The following is a 22759-nucleotide window of genomic DNA, read 5'->3' as shown; positions in this document are numbered from 1 at the left end:
GCCCGCCGGGCCTCCCCACGGGTAGAGCTGCCCGTCAGCTGTGTCACACCCAACCACGGCGTCGCATCGTCGCGCCGCACCGAAACGCCGCAAGGAGGCCGCACAAGATGGCTGGCAAGAGGAACTCGTCGTCGTCGTCGTCGCGCAAGAACCGCAACGACGCGCCCCGCAAGCCCAAGAAGAACCCGTTGACCGCCGCGGGCATCGCCACGGTCGACTACAAGGACGTCAACCTGCTGCGCACGTTCATCTCGGACCGCGGCAAGATCCGTTCGCGCCGCGTCACCGGGCTGAGCCCGCAGCAGCAGCGGCAGGTCGCCACCGCGGTCAAGAACGCACGCGAGATGGCACTGCTGCCGTACACCACGCACTGACCGCCGACGGCCGGACGCGCTGAGTCGTCCGGCCCGGTGATCGGGAACACTTTTCCGGCGGGAGCCGGGCAGGACGTAGCGTTCGTCCTGCCCGGCTCTTCGCGTCCCACCGGCCGGGTCCCGCTACTCGCATGGCCCCCCGCGCGGGCCAGGCCGTGCGGTGGAACCGCCGAACCGACACCTCGCCACAGGAGCAGCACGTGACCAACGCAGCCCCGGCCGACCCGGCCCTGGCCAACCTCGTCGCCATCGAGGAGATCAAGCGACTCAAGCACCGCTATCTGCGCTGCCTCGACGGCAAGGACTGGGAGCCGTTCTCCGAGACCCTCGCGCCGGCGATCACCGCCAAGTACGGCAAGTACACCTTCGACGACCGCGACGCGCTCGTGGCGTTCATGCGCAAGCACATGGGCCGCAAGGAGATGCTGACGGAGCACTTCGCCGCGCACCCCGAGGTCACCGTCGACGGCGACACCGCCCACGGATACTGGCATCTCAGCGACACCGTCCTCATCCCCTCGCAGGGCGTGATGCTGCGCGGCGCGGCCGTGTACGACGACGACTACGCGCGCGGCGAGGACGGCCGGTGGCGCATCACCCGCACCGGGTACGAGCGCACCTACGAGTACGTGGTCAAGCTGGAGGACCTGCCCAGCTTCGCCGTCACCGCCAACAAGTGGGCCTGAGGGCGCGAGCCGGGGCTCACCGCCTGCGTCGCCGTGCCCTGAGGTAGTCGCCCACCACGGCGGCACCCAGCCCGTCGGCGTCGGGGGCGACGACGCGGCCGGACACGCGCCGCGCCATCGTGTCGACGAACCGCCCGAGCCCGGGGTCCTCGCCCAGCCGGAAGAACGTCACCTGCGCGCCGAGCCTGCCCAGGGCATCGAGCTCCTCGACGGTGTGCGCCAGTGTCACGGGGTGCGGCGGGTAGTCGAAGAACGCGTCACCGCCCGGCTGCAGGTGCGCCGTGGGTTCGCCGTCGGTCACCACCAGCACCACCGGCTGTGCGTCCGGGTACCGGCGCACGTGCCGCCCCGCCAGCAACAGCCCGTGGTGCAGGTTGGTGCCCTGTTCGAAGATCTCGTCCAGACCGGCGAGCTCCGGCACGGTCATGGTGCGGGCGTGCCGGCCGAACGCGATGATCTGCAGGTGGTCCCCGCGGAACCGCGTACGCACGAGGTGTTCGAGCGCCAACGCCGTGCGCTTCATGGGCACCCACCGGCCGTCCATCACCATCGAGAACGAGATGTCCACCAGCAGGGCCACCGCCGCGCGGGTGCGCTGCTCGGTCTCGACCACTTCGACGTCGTCCACGCTCAATCGCACCGGCGGGCCCGAGCCGGTTCCCGCCGTGCGCAGAACCGCGTTGACGACCGTCCGCGTGGTGTCCCACGGTTCCGTGTCGCCGAACTGCCAGGGCCGTGCGGCGCCCGTCGGTTCGCCCGCCGCACCGGCGCGGTGCGTGTCCCGGCCGCCGGTCCGCGACGAGAGGCTCCGTGCGACGTCCCGCAGCGCCGCCTGGCCGAGCTTGCGCATCGCGGCGGGCGACAGGCGCAGATCACCGTCGGGCCCCCTGTCCACCAGTCCCTGCTCGTGCAGCGCGCGCTCCAGCTCGGTCAGAGTGCGCGCGTCCACAGCGGCGTCGTCCCCCAGCAGCCGGGCCAGCTCGTCGAGGTCGACGTCGTCCATCGTCGCGCCCGCGTACTGCTGCGACAGCGCTTCCGACAGCGCGTCGAGGTCTCCGATCTCCTGGATCGCAGAGGTCCCTTCTCCCAGGCCCATGCCCTCGGACCCGCCGAAATCCTCGTCGCCGGTCCATCCGGCGCCCGGCCGCGCCGCCTGCAGTTGTTCGTCGAGGCGGGCGAGCTGCTCGGCGACGCCCGGGCTCCCGAACGCCTGCCGGGCGAGCGCGTCGAGCTCCGCGCGCTGGTCTTCCGACAGCGAATTGCGCAGCCGCTGGGCGGCCGCCGCGCGCGCCGCGAGCGAGTCGATCAGCTCGTCGACGCTCGCAGGCCCCTCCGGGAAGAAGTCGCCGAACTCGGCCATGAACTTCTCGAACAGCCCGGTCGTGTCCTCCCCCCGGTTGTGCGCGTCCAGCAACTCGGAAAGCGCCTGCAGCATGTCCTCGACGCGCGCGCGATCCTCGTCGGTGGCGTTCTCGAGCGCCTGCTTCATCCCGGCGAACCGCTGATCGAGCAGCTCTCGGCCCAACAGGTCCTTGATCTGCTCGTACTTCTCCCGCGCCTCGACGCTCCGCCACGGGTAGCCGCCAAGCTCCTCGACGGCTTTGGCGGTGGACGGCGGAAGCTCGGCCAGCTGCATCTCCTGGAATCGCGCGTCGTCGTCGAGCGCATGCGCCAGCGCCTTACGTTCCTCCAGCACGGCCTCGTCCAGCAGCTTGCGGGCCTCTTCCAGGGTCCCGGAAAGGTTGCCCCGGTCGAGCAGCTCGCGCCGGCGTCGGCTCGCACGTCTGCGCAGCTCGTCGAGCCCCGCAGTGCCGCGCATGCCGCGGCGCAGCATCTCCCGTATCGCGCGACGCGGCGACGTGCCCGACATGACCTGCTCGCCGATATCGGCGAGCGCCTCGCGCAGGTCCACCGGCGGCGCGAGCGGATCCGGCCCGCCCCGGTACCGGCCGTAGCGGGCGTGGCGCAGGTCTGCGTGCGGACCGCCGTGTTCGCGGCCGTCCCCTCGCCTGCGTCGACGACCCGGGTCAGGCGCGGTCATCAGCCGTACACCGTCCTGCCGCCGTCGTCGCCGGTGTCCTTCGCCACCCGGCGCGCCAGGAACAACCCCTCCAGCGCCAGCTCCACCGCCGATGCCCGTTCGCCCGCGGACCGCGCACCGAGCCGTTCGATCACCGGGGCGACGGTCTCCGCGTCGGCGAGCGAACCCAGCAGCTCCGCCGCGGACACGTCGTCGCCGGTGACCACCTGCGTCCCCTGGTCGATCATCGACACCAGCGGGCCGAGATCGATCCCGCCCAGCCGCCCGCGCACCGTGTCGGCGGTGGCCCGGCGGAGCAGGTGCTCGAGGACCGCGTCCTCGCGGCCCTCCTCGCCGGACTCGAACTCGAGCTTGCCGCGCAGCACCGGAATCACCGCGTCGAGATCCACCGGCCGCGCCACACCCCGCTCGGCGAACTCCGCGTCGTCCCCGCCGGCGGTGCCGCCGGAGTCCCATGACCGCTCCCCTGTCTCGTGCAGGATGGCGGAACGCCGCAGCGCCGCGGCGGCCACGGTCTCCGCCGCCGCGATCGAGAAGCGCGCGGACACTCCCGAACTCTGGTCGATCGACGTGGACTCGCGCAGCAGCCGGCTGAACCGGGCCAGCACCTCCAGCAGGTGCTCCGGCACCTCCGCCACCAGCTGCGACTCCTGGCGGATCACGGCGACCTCGTCGTCCAGCTCGAGCGGATAGTGCGTGCGGATCTCGGCGCCGAAGCGATCCTTGAGCGGCGTGATGATCCGGCCGCGGTTGGTGTAGTCCTCGGGGTTGGAACTGGCCACCAGCAGCACGTCCAGCGGCAGCCGCAACGAGTGGCCGCGCACCTGGATGTCGCGCTCCTCCATGACGTTGAGCAGCGCCACCTGAATGCGCTCCGCCAGGTCCGGCAGCTCGTTGACCGCCATGATCCCGCGGTGCGCGCGGGGCACCAGGCCGAAGTGGATGGTCTCCGGGTCGCCCAGGCTGCGCCCCTCGGCCACCTTCACCGGGTCGACGTCGCCGACGAGATCGCCCACCGACGTATCGGGCGTGGCGAGCTTCTCCAAGTACCGTTCGTCCCGGTGACGCCACGCGACGGGCAGTTCGTCGCCCAGCTCCGCGGCACGGCGCCGCGATTCCGGGGTGATGGGGGCGTACGGGTGCTCGCCCAGTTCCGCGCCGCCGATGACCGGGGTCCACTCGTCCAGCAGCAGCGGCAGGGTCCGCAGCAGGCGCGACTTGCCCTGGCCCCGCTCGCCCAGCAGGACGATGTCGTGACCGGCCAGCAGGGCCCGCTCGAGCTGCGGCAGCACGGTGTCGGTGAACCCGAGCAGCCCGGGCGCGGGGTCCCGCCCGTCGCGCAGCGCGGCGAGCAGGTTGCGCCGCATCTCCGCGGTGACGCTTTCCATGCGGTGGCCTGAGGCGCGCAGCCGTCCGACGGTGGTGGGTGCGGGGGGCGTGGAACCGGTGGATGCAGGAGGTGGGATCGCCGTCACGTGTCCCAGGCTACGAGCCCGGGCCGCGAATGCCCACCGTCGTGCCTTTCGGGCGCCGCCCCGGCGCTCCCGGCCACCAGATCCGGTCGCCGATCTGCAATGCCAGGGCGGGAACGAGCAGCGAACGCACGACGATGGTGTCCAGCAGCACGCCGAAGGCCACGATGAACGAGATCTGCGCCAGGAACAGCAGCGGGATCACCGACAGCGAGGCGAACGTGGCCGCCAGCACCACCCCGGCGGAGGTGATCACCCCGCCGGTCACCGCCAGAGCTCGCGGAACCCCGGCCACCGTGCCGTCGCGGGCCGATTCCTCGCGCACGCGCGTCATCAGGAAGATGTTGTAGTCGATCCCGAGCGCCACGAGGAAGACGAACCCGAACAGCGGCATCGCCGGATCCGACCCGGGGAAGTCGAGCAGATGATTGAACACCAGCGCCGACGCGCCCAGCGCCGACGCGAACGACAGCACCACGGTGAGGATCAGCATCACCGGCGCCGCCAGCGACCGCAGCAGCAGTATGAGCACCAGCAGCACCACGGCGAGTACCACCGGGATGATCACCGTCCGGTCCCGGACCGACGTCGCCCGCACATCCACCTGTACCGCCGACATTCCGCCCACCGCGGCGTCCGCCCCCGGGACCGCGTGCACCGCATCGCGCAACCGCCCCACCGTGTCCAGCGCGGAATCGGAGTCGGGCGGGTCGGCGAGCACCGCGTCGATCTCGGTCTGCCCGCCCGCGGTCGCCACGGTCCGCACCGCCGCCACCCCGTCGACCCGCCGCGCCGCCGCCGTCGTCTCCGGCACCTCGTCGTCATCGGTGATGATGATCGCGGGGGCGGCCGCGCCCGCGGGGAAGTGATCGCCGATGATCCGCTGTGCGGCCTTCGAGTCGACTTCGCGCAGGAACACCTCCGACTGCGGAACCCCGCCCGCGCGGAACTGGGGAGCGAAGGCGGCGAGCGCGAACAGCACGATCAGCGCCCCCGCGGTATAGCGCCTCGGGTGGTCGCGCACGCTCCGCGCCAAACGCCACCAGCGCGGATGCTCCGCCGCCACGATCTCGCCCGCGGCGCCGGGCACGCTCGGCGCCGCGGGCCCGGGCAGCACCTGCGGCACGCGCGGCCAGAACACGCGGCGGCCCAGCGGCAGCAGCATCGCGGGTAGGAACGTCATCGTGGCCAGAAGCGACCCCACTATCCCGATCGCCGCGATGGGGCCCAGGCTTCGGTTGGACTGGAGCTGGGACAGCAGCATGCACAGCAGGCCCAGGATCACCGTGCCCCCGGAAGCGGCGACCGGTGCGATGGTGGCCCGCCAGGCCCGGCGCATGGCCCTGAACCCGTCCGGCGTCAGCGCGAGCTCCTCGCGATAACGTGCCACCAGCAGCAGGGCGTAGTCCGTGGCGGCGCCGAACACCAGGATGAACATGATCCCCTGGCTCTGCGCGTCGATCGTCACGATCCCGTTGTCCGCGAGCCAGTAGACCACGAGCGACGACGACGCCAGGGCCCCCACCGCGGAAAGCAGCACCGCCAAGGGCAGCAGCGGGCTGCGGTAGACGACCACGAGGATCACCATCACCACGCACCCGGCCACCACCAGGAGCATCCCGTCGATGCCGGCTATCGCGCTGGTGAAATCCGCGACCACCCCCGCCTCGCCGCCGATGTGGACCGAGAGGCCGGGGGGCGCGCCGGAATCGAGCGCGACGCGCAGACGCGCCACCTCGCTCGGCATCGTGTCGTCCGGCACCACGCCCAGCCCGCCGACGATCGCCGCGCCGTCGGCCGACCGCAGCGGGCCCAGCACGTCGTCGCCGAACCCGCCGGTGCCCGCCGCCGACCGCAGAACCTGAGAGAGAAAAGCCCGGTCCTGCGGCGTGATGCCCGAGCCGCGTTCGGCCACCACGGCCACGGATGCGGTGTCCGACCCCCGGATCTGCTCCACGGCCCGCAGGACATGCGCCGATTCCGCGTCCTCCGGCAGCCAGGCCGCACTGTTGTTCTGTTGCAGGCCCGACAGCGCCCCGATCGTGCTGCCGCCGACCCCCGCCAGCGCCACCCAGACGAGCAGGGCCAACGCGGGCAGCAGCACACGTCGGCGGCGACGCGCCGGTTCCGGACCGCGGGGCTCCACGCCCACGACCGTAACCCGCGGTGCCGTGCCGCACGGCCGCTACGGCGCCGGAATCGGGGCCCTGCCCGGACAACAGGAGCGCCCGCGCCGATCCGGCCTCGTCAGTGCGCGAAGTGGCGGGCGCCGGTCATGTACATGGTCACCCCGGCGGCCTTCGCGGCCTCGACCACCAGCTCATCGCGGACCGAGCCGCCCGGCTGGACGACCGCGCGCACGCCGGCCTCGGTGAGCACCTCGAGGCCGTCCGGGAACGGGAAGAACGCATCCGAGGCGGCCACAGCCCCCCGCGCGCGCTCGCCGGCCCTGCTCACCGCGAGCCGCGAGGAGTCCACCCGATTCACCTGCCCCATCCCGACGCCGACGGTGGCGCCGTCGTGCGCCAGCAGGATCGCGTTGGACTTGACCGCGCGGCAGGTCCGCCACGCGAAAGCGAGGTCGACGAGCGTGGCGTCATCCGCCGGCTCGCCGGTGGCCAGCGTCCACCCGGACGGATCGTCGCCGGCGGCGGTGAGCACGTCGCGCTCCTGCACCAGCAGCCCCCCGCCGATCGGCTTCATCTCCAGCCCGGCCACCGCCGGAGCCGGGGCCACCAGCACGCGGATGTTCTTCTTCCGGGCGAGCACCTCCACGGCGCCGTCCGCGTACGAGGGGGCGATGATGACCTCGGTGAAGATCTCCGCGACCTGCTCCGCCATCTCCACGGTGACCTCGCGGTTGGCGGCGATCACACCGCCGAACGCGCTGACCGGGTCGCACGCGTGCGCCTTGCGGTGCGCTTCGGCGATGGCACCCGGACCGTCCCCTGTCGCGATGGCGATACCGCACGGGTTGGCGTGCTTGATCACCGCCACGCACGGCTGCGCATGGTCGAACGCCGACCGCCAGGCGGCGTCGGAGTCCGTGTAATTGTTGTAGGACATCTCCTTGCCGTGCAGCTGCTCCGCCTGCGCCAGCCCTACCGGGCCTCCCTGGCCCACGTACAGCGCGGCCTTCTGGTGCGGGTTCTCGCCGTAACGCAGCGACGCGGCACGACGCCAGGTCGCCCCCTGCCAGGAGGGGAGCCCCGCGGAGCTCTCCGGCTCGGTCAGTTCCGTCATCCATTCCGCCACGGCCACGTCGTAGTCGGCGGTGTGCCGGAACGCCGCCGCCGCGAGCGCAGTGCGCTCGGCCAGCGTGAACCCGCCCGCCCGCACTGCGGCGCCGACGTCGCCGTAGCGGCCGGGGTCCACCACCACGGCCACCGACGGATGGTTCTTGGCGGCGGCGCGCACCATCGACGGCCCGCCGATGTCGATCTTCTCGATGCAGTCGGCCTCGGAGGCGCCGGACGCCACGGTGTCCGCGAACGGGTAGAGGTTCACCACCACCAGTTCGAATGCCGCCACCCCCAGGTCCGCGATCTGGCCGAGGTGGTCGTCCTTGCGGGTGTCGGCGAGGATGCCCGCGTGCACGCGGGGGTGCAGGGTCTTCACCCGCCCCTCGAGCACCTCGGGGAAGCCGGTGAGTTCCTCGACCTTGGTGACCGGGACTCCGGCGCCGGCGATCGTCTGCGCGGTCGAGCCGGTGGAGACGATCTCCACGCCCGCCCCCTGCAGAACCCGGGCGAGGTCTTCCAGTCCGGTCTTGTCGTAGACGCTGACCAGCGCACGCCTGATCGGCCGGCGGCCCGCGTCGCTGCGCCCGCCCACTGGAACCTCACTCACAAGATCACGGCCTTCCGTCCGTCGATGGTGACACCGCGTGCGGCGATGGCCGAGACGACCTCGACCAGCAACCGCCGCTCCACGGTCTTGATGCGCTCGTGCAGGGTGGCCTCGTCGTCGTCGGCCTCGACCGGCACCGGCTCCTGGGCGAGGACAGGACCCGTGTCCACGCCCGCGTCGACGAGGTGGACGGTGGAACCGGTGACCTTCACGCCGTACGCCAGGGCATCGCGCACCGCATGCGCCCCCGGGAACGACGGCAGCAACGCCGGATGCGTGTTGACGATCCTTCCGTCGAACCGGGCGATGAACTCCGGCCCCAGGATCTTCATGAAGCCCGCCGACACGACGAGATCGGGGCGATGCTCCGCGACAGCATCCCTCAGGGCGGCATCCCAGAGACCGCGCTCGGGGAAATCGCCCAGCGGCACCGACGCCGAAAGGACGCCGCCCCGGGCGGCGCGCTCCAGCGCAGCACAATCCCGGTCCGTGACCACCGCCGCAACCCGCGCGGGAAACGCCGGATCGGCGGCAGCGTCGAGCAGTGATTGGAGCAGAGTGCCGGAACCGGATGCCAGCACCACGACGCGGGCGCGCATCCGTACCGGGTCAGCGGAGGTATTCAGGACTCGACTCCCGGGGGTGCTCTCGACGGATTGACGGCGCGCTTCAGGCCGCGTTCAGGATAAGCCCTTGCCGTCGCCATCCGTCAGGGAGGGCAGGAGATCGTCCTCCCCCTCCCCGTCTTCGGCCGCCCGCTCACCGTCCGGATCCGCCGGCTCCGCACCGTCGTCACCGGACCGCCGCAGCCATCGGGGCGCGCGGGCGGCGGGCCACGCCGGCACCGGCATCCGGTCCCCCACGAGCACCACGACCGCGCCCGCGGCCGCATTCCACCCCAGTACCGCGAGCGCGAACATGGGCGCTTCGACACCGATCGAATCGAATATCCCCACCGTCCCGCCGGCCAGGTAACCGAGCAGCAGGGCGCCCGCGGCCGCCACGGCGGCGACCGACACGACGTACCGCGCCTGGTCGGCGAGCGTCCGCCCCCGGACGCCGTTCACCGCCGCGCACCCGAGGGCGATCACGGCGGGCACGAGCAGCGCCGCCGCCCACACCGGGCTGATCGGCGAGGTGGGCAGCACGCCGAGCACCGGCACCGCGGGCGCGGGCCCCGGCGCCACGGCGAACAGGCTGAAGTCGGCCGCGCCCACGTGCGCCGCGGTCCCCACCAGCACCGCGGCGCCGCCGATCGCGAGGTTGGGGAGATACAGGACGGACAGCACCAGTAGACCGAGCTTGCCCACGACCGACGGCTCCGCGGCGAACCCGTCCTGCACCCGGCCCCAGCCGAGGAGGAGGCCGAGGACCACCAGCACCGCACCGGCCGCGAGCAGTGCGCCCAGCGCCACCGCCCCCGATCGCAGCACGGGCCATACCAGCGCCGGCAGTGCCCACTCGTCGGCGTAGCGGCGCGCGGCGCCCAGCCCCACACCCACCGCGGCCGCGACCGCATGCACCGCGGCGACGATGAGCACGGACGGCACGGCGCCGATGGTGGTGACGGGCAACGCGGCGGTGGCGTCGTCGATGAGCAGGACCGCGACGACCGTGATCACCGCCGGTCCGCCCGCCGCGGCGCCGATGATGGCGAGGTGCCGCAGCGGCGGGTCCTCGGCGGTGATGCTGCGGCGCGCGTAGACGGCCACGGCCACGACCATCAGCGCCGTCGGCAGCAGGGGAAGTGCCCCCAACTGCAGGTCGCCGATGTAGACCGGGGCCTGGTGCAGCACCAGCCACATCGCGCCGACCGCTCCGGGCAGCCCTCCCAGTCCCCCGCCCGCGGTGAGGAGGACCAGCAGCGCCACCGCGAGGGCGCCGACCGCGGCCAGCCCCCCGGGAACGAACGCGACGAGCACGAGGGAACGCGCGCGGCCGACTTCCGCGCCGTCATCGGGGAACGCGCCGCCGTGGCGGGTGTCGTCCCGCCGGGGCACGCGGCGCCTGAGCAACGTGTTCATCACCGGCCAGCCTCGCATCCGCCGGCGCGATGCGGTCTCAGGCGCGCCGCGATGTGACCGGGGCGACCGCGAATAGTCCCGTGGACGCGGTCAGTCGGTCGGGTCGTCGCGCGTGTCGTTTCCGGCGACGCCCCCGCCGGTCCGGTCCGTGTCCGGGGCATCGCCTGCCGGAGCGCCCCCCGCGGAAGCGGCACGGAACATGTGGGTCGGGTCCTCGTCCCCCTCCGGTGGCGGGGCGCCCTGCACGTATGCGCCGCCCGATTGCACGGGGCCCGCAGGGTCCGGTCGCCCGCCGTAAGCCTGCCCGGTCCCCCACTCGGGGCCGCCCTGGGAGTAGCCCTGGGGACCGCTCTGGGGGTAGCCGTACCGGGGACCCGGGGCTGCTCCGCCCGGAGGGGGGCCGGCGTAGCCCGGCTGCGGACCGTACCCCTGGCCGTACCCCGGGCCGTACGGCTGCGCCGGAGGGCCGCCCTGCCCGAACTGCGGCCCGTACTGCGGCTGCATCGGCTGCTGCGCGTAGCGCGGATCCGGCCCGGGAGCCGCCGCGTACCCCTGCGGCGGCCGACCGTACCCGTAGGGCGCCGGCCCGCCGTACTGGTAGTCCGGCGCTCCCTGCCCCCAGGCCCCGGACGGCCGAGCGGCACCGGCGTGCAGGATTCCCGCGTCGACGAGCACCGCGATCGCGGAGAACGCCGTCTGCACCACCGCGATACCGAGGACCGCCCAGAACGCCCAGCCGGCTCCCACTCCGGGATCGATGTTCCTGCTGATCCCGCCGAAGAAGTTGTTGATGTCGGAGAACCCCAGCGAGCATAGGAGAACGAGGACCGCGGTGGCGCTTGCGACCGCGGCGAGCCCCGGATTCGGCTTCTGCTTCGGCAGCATGCCCAGCGCGGAGATCAGCCCCGCGATGAGCACCAGCGCCACCACCATCGGATTGCCGAACATCGAACCGAAGAAGTTCGGCGCGTATCCGTCGTCGGTGCCCAGATACGGGCCGAAGCCGAAGAAGAAGCCCGCGACGCCCAGGAGGGCCACCGTCGCCGGTGCGGCCGCGACCGCACGCGCAATCGCATCGCGGCCGCCGCCCCGTTGACCGCGACCGCCGAAGGGGGCCTGTCCCGGCGGCCCGAACCCGCCGCCGAACGGCCCCGGCCGGTCCGGCGCACCACCAGGCCGGCTCCGCGGATCCGACTGCGCCGGATCCGCCTGCCGATCCTGCGGGCCCGGCTGCGCCCCCTGCGGGCCCGGCTGCGGCGCGCCGTAGCCTCCTTGCTGCGGATACGTCATCGCTTCCCCTCACTCGGCTGTGCTTGCAGGCTGCCTCACACTGCACGATACGGGCCGCATGCGGAAACGGCCCCGCCCCGGCACGCATGCGTACCGGGGCGGGGCGTCGAGCAACGATCGTCGCCGTGCACGGCCGATCGTGAACGGGCGCGATGCCCGCGGGCGCTCGGTCAGAGCGCCTTGTAGAGCTCGCGAGCGAGCTCGGCGGTCTCGGACGGCGTCTTGCCGACCTTGACCCCGGCGGCCTCGAGGGCCTCCTTCTTGGCCTGCGCGGTGCCCGACGAGCCGGACACGATGGCGCCGGCGTGGCCCATCGTCTTGCCCTCCGGCGCGGTGAACCCGGCCACGTAGCCGACGACCGGCTTGGTGACGTTGGCCTTGACGTACTCCGCGGCGCGCTCCTCGGCGTCGCCGCCGATCTCGCCGATCATGACGATGAGCTTGGTCTCCGGATCCTCCTCGAACGCCTTGATGGCGTCGATGTGGGTGGTGCCGATGACCGGGTCGCCGCCGATTCCGATGGCGGTGGAGAAGCCCAGGTCGTTGAGCTCGTTCATGAGCTGGTAGGTCAGCGTCCCGGACTTCGAGACCAGGCCGATCGGCCCCTTGCCCGTGATGTTCGCCGGGGTGATGCCCGCCAGCGCCTCGCCCGGGGTGATGATGCCGGGGCAGTTCGGCCCGACGATGCGGGTCTTCTCGCCCTTCTCCACGTTGTAGGCCCACGCGAATGCGCTGTCCTGCACGGGGATGCCCTCGGTGATGACGACCAGCAGGCCGATCTCGGCGTCGATCGCCTCGATGATCGCGTCCTTGGCGAACTTCGGCGGGACGAAGACGACGGACACGTCGGCGCCGGTCTTCTCCATCGCCTCGGAGACCGAACCGAACACCGGAAGCTCGACGTCCGCACCGTCGGCGGCCTTGTGGGCCACCGTGGTGCCGGCCTTGCGGGCGTTGACACCGCCGACGATGTTGGTGCCCGCCTTGAGCATCAGTGCGGTGTGCTTGGTGCCCTCGCCGCCGGTGATGCCCTGGACGATGACCTTGGAGTCCTTGTTCAGGAAGATTGACATGTATACGTCCCTTACTTTGCGGCGAGCTCGGCGGCCTTGTCGGCCGCCTCGTCCATGGTTCCGACGACCGTGACGAGCGGGTGGTTCGCCTCGGCCAGGATGCGACGGCCGTCCTCGACGCTGTTGCCGTCGAGGCGGACGACCAGCGGCTTGTTCGCCGCATCGCCCAGGGTCTTGAGGGCCTCGATGATGCCCTCGGCGACGGCGACGCACGAGGTGATGCCGCCGAAGACGTTGACGAACACGCTCTTGACCTGGTCGTCGCCCAGGATGACGTCGAGCCCGGCGGCCATGATCGTGGCGGACGCGCCGCCGCCGATGTCGAGGAAGTTGGCCGGCTTGACGCCGCCGTGCTTCTCACCCGCGTAGGCGACGACGTCCAGCGTGGACATGACCAGCCCGGCGCCGTTGCCGATGACGCCGACCTGGCCGTCGAGCTTGACGTAGTTGAGGTCGTTCTCCTTCGCCTTGAGCTCCAGCGGGTCGGCTGCGGCGGTGTCCTCGAACTCCGCGTGGCCGGGCTGGCGGAAGTCGGCGTTGGCGTCCAGCGTGACCTTGCCGTCGAGCGCCAGGATCTGGTCGTCCGGGGTGCGCACCAGCGGGTTGACCTCGACCAGCGTGGCGTCCTCGTTGATGAAGACCTCCCACAGCTTCTGGATCGTCACGGCTGCGGCGTCGAGCACCTCGGCGGGCAGGTGGCCCTGCTCGGCGATGCTGCGCGCGAACGCGACGTCGACGCCCTTCACCGCGTCGACGGGCACCTTGGCGAGCCGATCCGGCTTGGTGGCGGCGACCTCTTCGATCTCCACGCCGCCCTCGACCGAGCACATGGCCAGGTAGGTGCGGTTCGCGCGATCGAGCAGGAAGGAGATGTAGTACTCCTCCGCGATATCGCTGGCCTCGGCGACCAGCAGGCGCTTGACGGTGTGGCCCTTGATGTCCATTCCGAGGATGTCCTGCGCGTACTTCTGCGCGTCATCCGGCGTGGCCGCGTACTTGACGCCGCCCGCCTTGCCACGGCCGCCGACCTTCACCTGCGCCTTGACCATGACCGGCTTGCCGACTTCCTCGGCAATCGTGCGCGCATCGGCGGGGGTGTCGGTCACACGCCCGGGCGACGTCGGCACTTCGTGCTTGGCGAAGAGTTCCTTCGCCTGGTATTCGAAGAGATCCATGTGTTCACCGTCTCGTCTACGTTTGGAGCCCCGCCCATGGGTCCGAGCGGGTGTGTTCGGGACAATATCGGCCGATTCAGCGTGGTCGATCTCATGCCCTGACGGTTTGTGCAGCCGATCACAGGCCGCACAACGCCGCGAACATGGGCCCACCCACCTTATGCGAGAGCCCGCGCGGCTTCGCGTGCGGTGACCACCACGCGGACTGAGATCCCCGCCACCAGGAGCCGCCGCGCCGGACCGAACGGCCGTCGACGGGGCCGGGGACACGCGCCCTGGAGGGGGCTTCGCGCGTATCGACCCGCTGCCGTTAGTGTTACCTCCGGCGATCGACCGTCGGCCGTTCCGGCCCGACCTGGCCGATCGCAGGCGGGCCTCGCACCTGCCACAAGCTGGAACTTCACTGCTTCAGTGTGACAACGGACACATTATCCACTCATGTGTCCGGCGTCTCGCCAGGTGACGCAGGTACTGGAACAATCGTCCAGTCACCGATTCCGGCGAGGCGCTTGCCCGCCTGCGACCGTTTCGTTACGGTCAGCCAGGTAAATATCACGATCAGGTCACGAGTTGTGACGGTGTGTAACGCCGCAGACCGAGCCCTCGATCGAACCGATCCGCCACATACGAGGACCTGACTCTTGACCGTGAATCGCGAGAACTCCGCAGGCGACTTCCCCGCCGCAGACGCAGCCGAAGTCCCCGCATTCCGCGATCTACGCACCCTGTCCGGTTCCCGTTCCCCGCGCGGCGGAGCGCACCGGGTCCCGCAGCCGCCGCACGCCATCAAGGGCCGAGCAGCCGTAGTGGCCGTGGCCGCCGGCGCAGTGGTCGCCGCCGGCCAGACGATGACCGATGGCGCGGCAGGCGCCCAACCGGCCGATTCGTCGGATGCGATCGCCCTCGCCTCCGGGTCGAGCATGATCCTCTCGGATGTCGCGACGGGCGCCGCGCAGGCCGCCGATGACGCGGCCACCGCGCTGGAGGGCGCCGCAGTACCCGCGAGCGCCGGGCCCGGAAGCGTCGGCGGCAGCGCACAGGTGCTCGCGATGCCCGAGCAGGTCGAGCAGGCGGCGGAGACCGCACGCCAGCTGGCCGCCGGCGCGCGGTACGCCGCAGAGCGCGCCGCCGCGGAGGCGATGGCGCGCCGCCCCATGTACGTCAAGCCGGCATCAGGGCAGCTGACCTCCCATTACGGCACCCGCTGGGGCACCATCCACGGCGGGATCGACATCGCCAATTCCATCGGCACCCCCATCTTCGCCGCCACTGACGGCGAGGTGATCGACGCCGGCCCGGCCAGCGGGTTCGGCCAGTGGATCCGGGTGCGGGCCGATGACGGCACCGTCACCGTCTACGGCCACATCGAGACCATCGAGGTCAGCGAAGGCCAGCGCGTGATGGCCGGCGACGAGATCGCGAAGATGGGCAATCGCGGCTTCTCCACCGGCCCCCACCTGCACTTCGAGGTGTGGGAGAACGGCACGCAGCGGATCGATCCGCAGCCGTGGCTGGCGCAGCGCGGCATCTCGGTGGCGGGCTGACCGCACCGCTTTCCCGGCTCACGTTCCGCATCGGGCGGACGATCACACGACGGGCAGAGGTTCCCGGCACGGAAAGCACCGTGCCGAAATCCGCCGCCCGCCGCGCTCTCTCACAGCTTCGTCATCGGAACCCCGCCGATGAGCATCAACCGCACCTTGCCGGCGCTGCCGAAATCGATCGTCGCGGTGGCGCGATTGCCGACCCCGTCGCTGGCGATGACCGTCCCCAGGCCGTACTTGTCGTGATTGACGCGGTCCCCCACCGCCAGCACGAGGTCGGTGTTGCGCGGGCGCGCACTGCCGAACCCTTCAGTCCGTCGACCGTCGCCGATGGCGCGCCCCCCGCGCAGCCTGTCCCCCATCGACCCCCCGCGCGTACCGGTCCCGGAGCCGAAGCCGCCCGACCCGCCCGTTCCGGGATCTTCGCGGCGCCATTCGAGCAGCTCCACAGGAATCTCCTGGACGAAACGTGATTCCGGGTTGGTGATCGGCTGCCCCCATGCCGAACGCAGCACCGCCCGGCTCAAATAGAGCCGCCGACGCGCACGGGTGATGCCCACGTAGGCGAGCCGCCGCTCCTCGGCGAGTTCCTTGGGGTCGCCCAGCGCCCGCATATGCGGGAACTGCCCGTCCTCCCAGCCGGTCAGGAATGCGACCGGAAACTCGAGCCCCTTCGCGGTGTGCAGCGTCATCAACGTGACCATGCCGTCGTCCGAGTCCGGAATCTGGTCGGCATCGGCCACCAGCGACACCCGCTCGAGGAACGCCTCCAGCGAGCCGGGCGCGGGCAGACCGTCGTCGCCTCCGGACTGCTCAGGACCGTCGTCCTCGTCCACCGCCGTGCCGGACCCGATGGAGGCGGGCTCGTCGGCGGCGGCGGCCGCGTTGGCCGCATCCACGCTGAACTCGTGCGCGACGCTGACGAGCTCGTTGAGGTTGTCCAGGCGCGCGCCGTCCTGGGGATCGCTGCTCGACTCGAGTTCCGACCGGTATCCCGTGCGGTCCAGCACCGCCTCGACGATGTCGCCCACCGTCGGAGGCTCCGCATCCGAGCCGTCGTCCTGTGCGCCCGACGCGAAGGCGCGCAGCCCGTCGAGGAGGTCGACGAAGCCGGAGATCGCATTCCGGGCACGGGTGTTGAGGAATGCGACTTCGCCGGCCGCGGCGTCGCGGAGGGCACCGCCGAAGCCCACCCCGGCCGATTCCGCGTGCACGGACACGCAGGCCTCCGCGCGGTCGCCGATCCCCCGCCGCGGCGTGTTGAGGATGCGGCGCAGGCTCACCGCGTCCTCCCCGTTGACGAGCACGCGCAGGTAGGCCACGATGTCGCGGATCTCTTTGCGCTCGTAGAAGCGCACACCGCCGACCACCCGATACGGAACCCCCAGGCGGATGAACACCTCTTCGATGGCCCTCGACGCGTTGTTGGTGCGGTAGAACACCGCCACGTCGCTGTAGCGGGCCTGGCCCGCGTCGACGAGGCTGTCGATCTCGGTGGCGATGAAGGAGGCCTCGTCGTGTTCGTTGTCCGCCACATACCCGACGATGCGCTCGCCGTCGCCCTCGTCCGTCCAGAGGCTCTTCTCGCGACGCCCGGTGTTGCGGGAGATCAGGGCGTTGGCCGCCGAGAGGATGTTCTGCGTGGAGCGGTAGTTCTGCTCCAGCAGGATCGTGCGCGCATCGGGATAGTCCCGCTCGAACTCGACGATGTTGCGGATGGTGGCGCCGCGGAACGCGTAGATGGACTGGTCCGCATCGCCCACGACGCACAGTTCCGACGGGGCCGGCGCGGCCGGGTCCGCCGCGTCGCCGTCGCCTTCGGGCCGCGTCCCGACGAGCTCACGCACCAGCACGTACTGGGCGTGGTTGGTGTCCTGGTACTCGTCCACGAGCACGTGGCGGAACCGTCGGCGGTAGTACTCCGCGACCTGCGGATGATTGCGGAACATCGCAACGGTCTCACCGATCAGATCATCGAAATCGAGCGCGTTGGCCGCCCGGAGGCGCCGCTGGTAGGCCGCGTAGACCTGGGCCACGAGGCCCGCGAAGCCCGCCCGTCCGGGCCCGCCCGACGTTTCGGCATCGGCCGCCGCCTGCTCGGGCCCCACCAGCTCGTTCTTCAACGCGGAGATCGCCGCCGTCAATGCCCGCGGAGAGTGCTTCTTGACGTCGATGTCGAGGTCCTTGGCGATCATCGTCACGAGACGGCGCGAGTCGTCGGCGTCGTAGATGGAGAAGTTCGTGTTGACCCCGTCCACCAACTGCGCCTGGCTGCGCAGGATCCGCACGCACGTCGAATGGAAGGTGGCCACCCACATCGCGGCGGCGCGCGGACCCACCAGCGACGCAACGCGTTCGCGCATCTCCGCGGCGGCCTTGTTGGTGAAGGTGATCGCCAGCACCTGTCCCGGCAGCACTCCGCGCTCCGCAAGGAGGTAGGCGATACGCCGCGTGAGCACGGTGGTCTTCCCCGAACCCGCGCCGGCCACGATGAGCAGTGGTCCGCCCTCATGCACGACGGCTTGGCGTTGCGGCTGGTTGAGGCCGTCCAGGAGTTGCTCGACCGGGTCGTGGTGGGCGGGTGCCTTCCTGGAGCGGGGAACGGCCCGCCCGGATGGAGTATCAGCTTGTCCGGACGGGAAAGCAGCCTGTCCGGACGGGAAAGCAGCCTGTCCGGACGGGAAAGCAGCCTGTCCGGACGGAGAATCAGCCTGTCCGGACGGAGAATCTGGGGGTGAGGAGATCGTATTCATCGCATGTCAACCGTACCGGCCGGGACCGACTACTCCGGCGCGGACGCGGAGCCCGTGCCGCAGTCGCGATCACCTCCGTCGCGACGGTCCGGCGGCGCGGAATCCGGCGCGGGCGACCGGCGTGGCAATATGTGCTGTGCTCGCGACACTCCGCCCGGCGGACGACGAACGGGCACCGATGCCAGAGCGCGTATGCCAGAGCGCGTATGACCGGGCACGTATGACAGAGCACGTATGACAGAGCACGTATGACCGGGCACCGATGACGGTGCCGACGATGAACAAGTGTCGGCGACGACCGAATCCCAGCGGCGAGAAGGCGGGTGGCGACGATGGCAGGCGGCGAATCGTCCAGCGGCGAAGGCCAGGAGTCCCCCGGGGGCGGCCGGACCGGCATCGACGAGCTCCGCAAGGAGATCGACCGGCTGGACGCCGAGATCCTCGCTGCCGTCAAGCGCCGCGCCGAGGTCTCGAAGATCATCGGTCGCACGCGCATGGCGGAGGGCGGCACGCGCCTCGTCCACAACCGTGAAATGGCGGTCATCGAGCGCTACAGCGAGCTCGGCCAGGAGGGCCACACCCTCGCGATGCTCCTCCTGCGCCTGGGGCGCGGGCGCCTCGGCCACTGACAGTCCCCCGCACGATCGCACCGACGCGACCCGACGAAAGGAACGCCGAGCATGCCCGGATCCCGCACCGGAGAGAACACCGTCGGCCGGGATCGCCCCGCGTGGGTGTTGCCGCTGGCGGTGCTCGTCTCCGTCGCCGCCGTGGTCGGTATCGTCTTCGCGATCCTCGCCGCCACCGGTGCGCCGCCGTTCGACGACGACGGGCCGCACCCGGCCGACGCGCAGCAGCAGTCCGACATCACGGCGGTCACGCACAGCTACTTCGACGCCCTCAACAGCGGCGATGCGGCCACCTTCACGACGACGATCTGCCCGGAAATGGCCAAGGCATTCGGCAAGATCACCGACCGCGAGCCGCTCGACAGCCCCGTCACCCCCACTGCGATCACCGATATCGCCGTCGACGGCGACTCCGCCACGGCCTCCGTCACGGTGAGCCGCGAGGGCGCCGATGACAACACGGAGACCGTCCATTACCGGAACATCGACGGGTGGCTGCTCTGCCAGGTCCCGTGACCGGTTCCGCCCCGCTCCGTCACAACCGGAATACCTACTGAGCTGCGATTCCGACACCCTACCGGCGTGTACAGGTAGAGTCCTGACGCCGGACGCGCCGCACTGCGTACCGACCGTGTCCGGCTGCGCCATCGACGAGGAGACCGCATGACAGAGCCCGACCGCGGCACGGACCGCCCCTCCGGGCGGTCCGTCGACCCCGACTCCGGCGCGGCCGCAACGGGCGTCGCGGCGCCGTCACCCGGGGCGCAGACGGGACGACACCGCCTTGCCTTGAAGCTCGGCGGGGCGTTCGCGGGGGCCGGAATCGTCGTCGCCGCCGTGTTCGGCGCGCTCTACGAGACCGGCACCGCCCCGTTCGACGACGCCGGGCAAGCACCCGACGGGGCCATCGCGGCGGCGACGCAGACCTGGGTGGAGGCCATGAACTCCCAGAACGTCGAACAGATGCGTGCATCCGTGTGCGCCGGCGACCAGGCGAAGTTCGCGAGTACGCAGGACAAGCCCCCAGTCTCGGAGCCTGTGCGCGTCGACTCCGTGCACGACGTGGTGGTCTCCGGCGCCACCGCGACCGCGACGCTGACGGCATCCGTGGGCGCAGGCGGAAACAAGCAGACGCAGGATTTCCAGTTGGGCTACAAGGACGAAGCAGGCACCTGGAAGGTCTGCCAGTCCGCGGGCACCGCGCAAGCGCCGAAGTGACCCGTGGTCCCGATCGAGTATCCGTAGCCGCTACCGAACAGCCGTCCGGCGCGTGAACCCATGCCGGGCGGTCGCATACCGACCACATCGACTTCAAGGAGTTGCCGACCGATGAGCACCCCCGACGATCCCAAGACCCCCGAGCCCGACGACGACCCCCGCGGCGCCCCGGGCTCCGAGCCTTCGGGCCAGGGTTTCGACGCAGCACCGGGCTCCGACGTATACGGCGGCCCCGACGCAGACGAAGCGGCGGCGAACGCGCCCCGCAAGCGCACCGGGCTCTTCGTCGGCGGTGGCGTCGCGGCCGTCGCAGTAGTGGTGGCAGTGGTCTTCGCCGTGCTCTACGGCACAGGGTCGGCGCCGTTCAACTCCTCGGACGACGCCGACATCGAAGCCGCCACCACGGACTACGTCAACGCGTTCAACTCCCAGAAGGTCGCCGATCTCAAGGGGTCGATCTGCTCGGACGACGCCGGACAGCTGGACGGCCTCCAGGACGGCCAGGGCAGCAGCAACCCGATCACCGTGGAGAACGTCGACGGTGTGAGCATCGACGGCTCCACCGCTACCGCGAAGGTGACGGCGTCGGCCAAGACCGGCGACGGCAAGCCCGACCAGGAGACGCTGACCCTCGGATACAAGAAGGAGGGCGACGCGTGGAAGGTCTGCCCGTCCCTCGCACCGCCCGAGCAGGCGCCCGCCGATCAGGGCCCGGCGCAGCAGGCGCCCGCGCCGCAGGCGCCGCCCGAGCAGGGCAACTGAGCCTCCGGTCGGCAAGGTAATGCCGAGTTCCCGGCGGCCGCGGACGCACGTCCGCGGCCGCCGGGATTTCAATCGTGCGACATGTCACCACCCGGCTAGGGTGGGCACGGATGCAGCACCGGACCCGGCAGAGGAGTGGCAGTCGCCCATGACCAACGGACAACCGCACGTCACCGACGAAACGCCGGCCTGGGCGGCCCTGCGTAACCACTACGACGTCATCCGGGACGTGCACCTGCGGACGCTGTTCGCCGATGATCCGGAGCGCGGCGGACGGTTGACGGTGGACGCGGCCGACCTGCACCTGGACTACAGCAAACACCGGGTCGACGAGGAGACCCTCGATCTGCTGGCGTCCTTGGCCGAGGAACGTGGCGTCGCGCAGCACCGCGACGCCATGCTGCGCGGAGACCGCATCAACTCCAGCGAGGACCGATCGGTCCTGCACACCGCGCTGCGCCTGCCTGAGGGTTCGTCGCTCGTCGTCGACGGCGTCGATGTCGTTCCCGAGGTGCACCGAGTCCTCCGATCGATGGGCCGGTTCGCCGAGGAGGTCCGCGCGGGCGACCGGCGCGGCCACACCGGCAAACGCATCGAAGCCGTGGTCAACATCGGTATCGGCGGCTCCGATCTGGGCCCCGTGATGACATACCGGGCACTGCGGAGCCATGCCGACACCGTCGATGTCCGATTCATCTCCAACGCGGACCCGGCTGACGCGGTCGCACGCCTGCACGGCCTGGACCCCGAGACCACGCTGGTCATCGTCGTCTCCAAGACGTTCTCGACGATCGAGACGCTCACCAACGCCACCGCGGCGCGACGGTGGCTGCTGGAGGGCCTGGGGTTCGCCGACGCCGAGCAGTTGACCGACGAGGCGGCGGCCGCGGTGTCCAAGCACTTCGCCGCGGTGTCCACCCACGAAGACCGTGTCCGTGATTTCGGCATCGACCCGGCCAACATGTTCGGCTTCTGGGATTGGGTGGGCGGTCGCTACTCGGTGGACTCGGCGGTGGGCCTTTCGCTCATGCTCGCGATCGGGTCGGAAGGCTTCCACCAATTCCTCGCAGGGTTCCGCGCCGTCGATGAACACTTCGCGACGGCGCCGCTGCGCCGCAACGCGCCGGTGATCGCCGCGCTGCTGGGAGTCTGGTACACCAACTTCTTCGGCAGCGAATCCAAGGCCGTCCTGCCCTACTCCAACGACCTGAAGCGGTTTCCCGCCTACCTGCAGCAACTCACCATGGAGTCCAACGGCAAGTCGGTGCGCGCCGACGGCACCCCGGTTCGCTCGTCCACCGGAGAGATCTACTGGGGCGAGCCGGGGACCAACGGCCAGCACGCCTTCTACCAGCTTCTGCACCAGGGCACCCGGCTCATCCCCGCAGACTTCATCGGATTCGTCGAGCCCAACGAGGACCTGCCGACCGCCGACGGCACGGAGAAGATGCACGACCTCCTCATGTCGAATCTGTTCGCGCAGTCCAAGGTGCTCGCCTTCGGCAAGACCGCCGACGAGATCCGGGCGGAAGGCACGGACGAGGCGCTGGTCCCCCACAAGGTGATGCCCGGCAACAGGCCGTCCACCACGATCCTCGCGCCCCGCCTCACACCGTCGGTGCTCGGTCAGCTGATCGCGTTGTACGAGCACACCGTGTTCGTCCAGGGCGTCATCTGGGGCATCGACTCGTTCGACCAGTGGGGCGTCGAGCTGGGGAAGCAGCAGGCGATCGAACTGATGCCGGCGCTGACGGGCCCGGACTCACCCGTCGACCTCGGCGATTCGTCCACCACCGCGCTGGTCCGGCGCTACCGCGCCGGGCGGGGACGCTGAGGGAACGCGGCGGGCGTCCGCGGAGTCGGTCCCGA

General features: G+C 71.1%; 18 protein-coding genes. 8 read left to right on the top strand and 10 right to left on the bottom strand.

Annotation, left to right across the window (positions count from 1 at the left end; genetic code table 11):
* Window positions 1-107 precede the first annotated feature (107 nt).
* Complete coding sequence (rpsR, locus tag FO059_RS06390) at window positions 108-374, top strand: 30S ribosomal protein S18 (protein WP_143907309.1); 267 nt, start codon at window positions 108-110, stop codon at window positions 372-374.
* 200 nt (window positions 375-574) lie between these two features.
* Complete coding sequence (locus FO059_RS06385) at window positions 575-1060, top strand: nuclear transport factor 2 family protein (protein ID WP_233266813.1); 486 nt, start codon at window positions 575-577, stop codon at window positions 1058-1060.
* A 16-nt stretch (window positions 1061-1076) separates the two neighbouring features.
* Here the strand turns inward: FO059_RS06385 and FO059_RS06380 are convergent, their stop codons facing one another.
* From FO059_RS06380 to sucC, 9 genes are all read right to left on the bottom strand, one after another.
* Window positions 1077-3101, bottom strand: a complete 2025-nt coding sequence (locus tag FO059_RS06380; protein ID WP_233266814.1) for a vWA domain-containing protein — start codon at window positions 3099-3101, stop codon at window positions 1077-1079.
* On the bottom strand, window positions 3101-4489 hold the full coding sequence (locus FO059_RS06375) for an ATP-binding protein (RefSeq protein ID WP_143910502.1): 1389 nt from the start codon (window positions 4487-4489) through the stop codon (window positions 3101-3103). Before FO059_RS06375 ends, FO059_RS06380 begins: the two co-directional genes overlap by 1 nt.
* A gap of 97 nt (window positions 4490-4586) precedes the next feature.
* Window positions 4587-6719: an MMPL family transporter gene (locus tag FO059_RS06370; RefSeq protein WP_143907303.1), complete on the bottom strand. Its 2133-nt coding sequence runs from the start codon at window positions 6717-6719 to the stop codon at window positions 4587-4589.
* A gap of 101 nt (window positions 6720-6820) precedes the next feature.
* Complete coding sequence (purH, locus tag FO059_RS06365; RefSeq protein WP_372497903.1) at window positions 6821-8422, bottom strand: bifunctional phosphoribosylaminoimidazolecarboxamide formyltransferase/IMP cyclohydrolase; 1602 nt, start codon at window positions 8420-8422, stop codon at window positions 6821-6823.
* A complete protein-coding gene (purN, locus tag FO059_RS06360) occupies window positions 8419-9021 on the bottom strand; it encodes a phosphoribosylglycinamide formyltransferase (protein ID WP_143907301.1) in 603 nt (200 codons plus the stop codon). The genes purH and purN overlap by 4 nt, the downstream gene beginning before the upstream one ends.
* 81 nt (window positions 9022-9102) lie before the next feature.
* A complete protein-coding gene (locus tag FO059_RS06355) occupies window positions 9103-10446 on the bottom strand; it encodes a cell division protein PerM (RefSeq protein WP_143907299.1) in 1344 nt (447 codons plus the stop codon).
* 90 nt (window positions 10447-10536) lie between these two features.
* On the bottom strand, window positions 10537-11736 hold the full coding sequence (locus FO059_RS06350) for a DUF5336 domain-containing protein (RefSeq protein WP_143907297.1): 1200 nt from the start codon (window positions 11734-11736) through the stop codon (window positions 10537-10539).
* 170 nt (window positions 11737-11906) lie between these two features.
* A complete protein-coding gene (sucD, locus tag FO059_RS06345) occupies window positions 11907-12809 on the bottom strand; it encodes a succinate--CoA ligase subunit alpha (RefSeq protein WP_143907295.1) in 903 nt (300 codons plus the stop codon).
* 11 nt (window positions 12810-12820) lie between these two features.
* Window positions 12821-13984, bottom strand: coding sequence for an ADP-forming succinate--CoA ligase subunit beta (gene sucC / locus FO059_RS06340; protein ID WP_143907293.1), 1164 nt, complete (start codon window positions 13982-13984; stop codon window positions 12821-12823).
* 647 nt (window positions 13985-14631) lie between these two features.
* On the opposite strand from sucC, the gene FO059_RS06335 reads away from it, so the two are divergent.
* A complete protein-coding gene (locus FO059_RS06335) occupies window positions 14632-15528 on the top strand; it encodes a M23 family metallopeptidase (RefSeq protein ID WP_235671141.1) in 897 nt (298 codons plus the stop codon).
* A 110-nt stretch (window positions 15529-15638) separates the two neighbouring features.
* Here the strand turns inward: FO059_RS06335 and FO059_RS06330 are convergent, their stop codons facing one another.
* Complete coding sequence (locus tag FO059_RS06330) at window positions 15639-18281, bottom strand: UvrD-helicase domain-containing protein (RefSeq protein WP_143907289.1); 2643 nt, start codon at window positions 18279-18281, stop codon at window positions 15639-15641.
* Window positions 18282-18613: 332 nt separating this feature from the next.
* On the opposite strand from FO059_RS06330, the gene FO059_RS06325 reads away from it, so the two are divergent.
* From FO059_RS06325 to pgi, 5 genes are all read left to right on the top strand, one after another.
* Window positions 18614-18910, top strand: coding sequence for a chorismate mutase (locus tag FO059_RS06325; RefSeq protein ID WP_143910500.1), 297 nt, complete (start codon window positions 18614-18616; stop codon window positions 18908-18910).
* 51 nt (window positions 18911-18961) lie between these two features.
* A complete protein-coding gene (locus FO059_RS06320) occupies window positions 18962-19426 on the top strand; it encodes an Rv0361 family membrane protein (protein ID WP_143907287.1) in 465 nt (154 codons plus the stop codon).
* Between the two features lie 147 nt (window positions 19427-19573).
* Window positions 19574-20128: an Rv0361 family membrane protein gene (locus FO059_RS06315; protein ID WP_143907285.1), complete on the top strand. Its 555-nt coding sequence runs from the start codon at window positions 19574-19576 to the stop codon at window positions 20126-20128.
* Window positions 20129-20239: 111 nt separating this feature from the next.
* Window positions 20240-20890 (top strand): Rv0361 family membrane protein, encoded by a 651-nt coding sequence (locus tag FO059_RS06310; protein ID WP_143907283.1) that lies wholly within the window; start codon window positions 20240-20242, stop codon window positions 20888-20890.
* 148 nt (window positions 20891-21038) lie between these two features.
* Window positions 21039-22724: a glucose-6-phosphate isomerase gene (gene pgi / locus FO059_RS06305; protein WP_143907281.1), complete on the top strand. Its 1686-nt coding sequence runs from the start codon at window positions 21039-21041 to the stop codon at window positions 22722-22724.
* The last annotated feature ends 35 nt before the right edge of the window (window positions 22725-22759 follow it).

It is taken from the genome of Tomitella fengzijianii, from assembly GCF_007559025.1.
Lineage (GTDB): Bacteria > Actinomycetota > Actinomycetes > Mycobacteriales > Mycobacteriaceae > Tomitella > Tomitella fengzijianii.
This window is presented reverse-complemented; position numbering and strand designations above follow the sequence as displayed.

Excerpts from the sequence above, each read along its gene's own strand:
- FO059_RS06350 (WP_143907297.1), bottom strand. The coding sequence starts at position 11,736 with ATGACGTATCCGCAGCAAGGAGGCTACGGCGCGCCGCAGCCGGGCCCG.
- FO059_RS06320 (WP_143907287.1), top strand. The coding sequence starts at position 18,962 with ATGCCCGGATCCCGCACCGGAGAGAACACCGTCGGCCGGGATCGCCCC.
- FO059_RS06380 (WP_233266814.1), bottom strand. The coding sequence starts at position 3,101 with ATGACCGCGCCTGACCCGGGTCGTCGACGCAGGCGAGGGGACGGCCGC.
- FO059_RS06375 (WP_143910502.1), bottom strand. The coding sequence starts at position 4,489 with ATGGAAAGCGTCACCGCGGAGATGCGGCGCAACCTGCTCGCCGCGCTG.
- sucD (WP_143907295.1), bottom strand. The coding sequence starts at position 12,809 with ATGTCAATCTTCCTGAACAAGGACTCCAAGGTCATCGTCCAGGGCATC.
- FO059_RS06310 (WP_143907283.1), top strand. The coding sequence starts at position 20,240 with ATGAGCACCCCCGACGATCCCAAGACCCCCGAGCCCGACGACGACCCC.
- FO059_RS06355 (WP_143907299.1), bottom strand. The coding sequence starts at position 10,446 with ATGAACACGTTGCTCAGGCGCCGCGTGCCCCGGCGGGACGACACCCGC.
- rpsR (WP_143907309.1), top strand. The coding sequence starts at position 108 with ATGGCTGGCAAGAGGAACTCGTCGTCGTCGTCGTCGCGCAAGAACCGC.
- purN (WP_143907301.1), bottom strand. The coding sequence starts at position 9,021 with ATGCGCGCCCGCGTCGTGGTGCTGGCATCCGGTTCCGGCACTCTGCTC.
- sucC (WP_143907293.1), bottom strand. The coding sequence starts at position 13,984 with ATGGATCTCTTCGAATACCAGGCGAAGGAACTCTTCGCCAAGCACGAA.
- pgi (WP_143907281.1), top strand. The coding sequence starts at position 21,039 with ATGACCAACGGACAACCGCACGTCACCGACGAAACGCCGGCCTGGGCG.
- FO059_RS06325 (WP_143910500.1), top strand. The coding sequence starts at position 18,614 with ATGGCAGGCGGCGAATCGTCCAGCGGCGAAGGCCAGGAGTCCCCCGGG.
- FO059_RS06315 (WP_143907285.1), top strand. The coding sequence starts at position 19,574 with ATGACAGAGCCCGACCGCGGCACGGACCGCCCCTCCGGGCGGTCCGTC.
- FO059_RS06330 (WP_143907289.1), bottom strand. The coding sequence starts at position 18,281 with ATGAATACGATCTCCTCACCCCCAGATTCTCCGTCCGGACAGGCTGAT.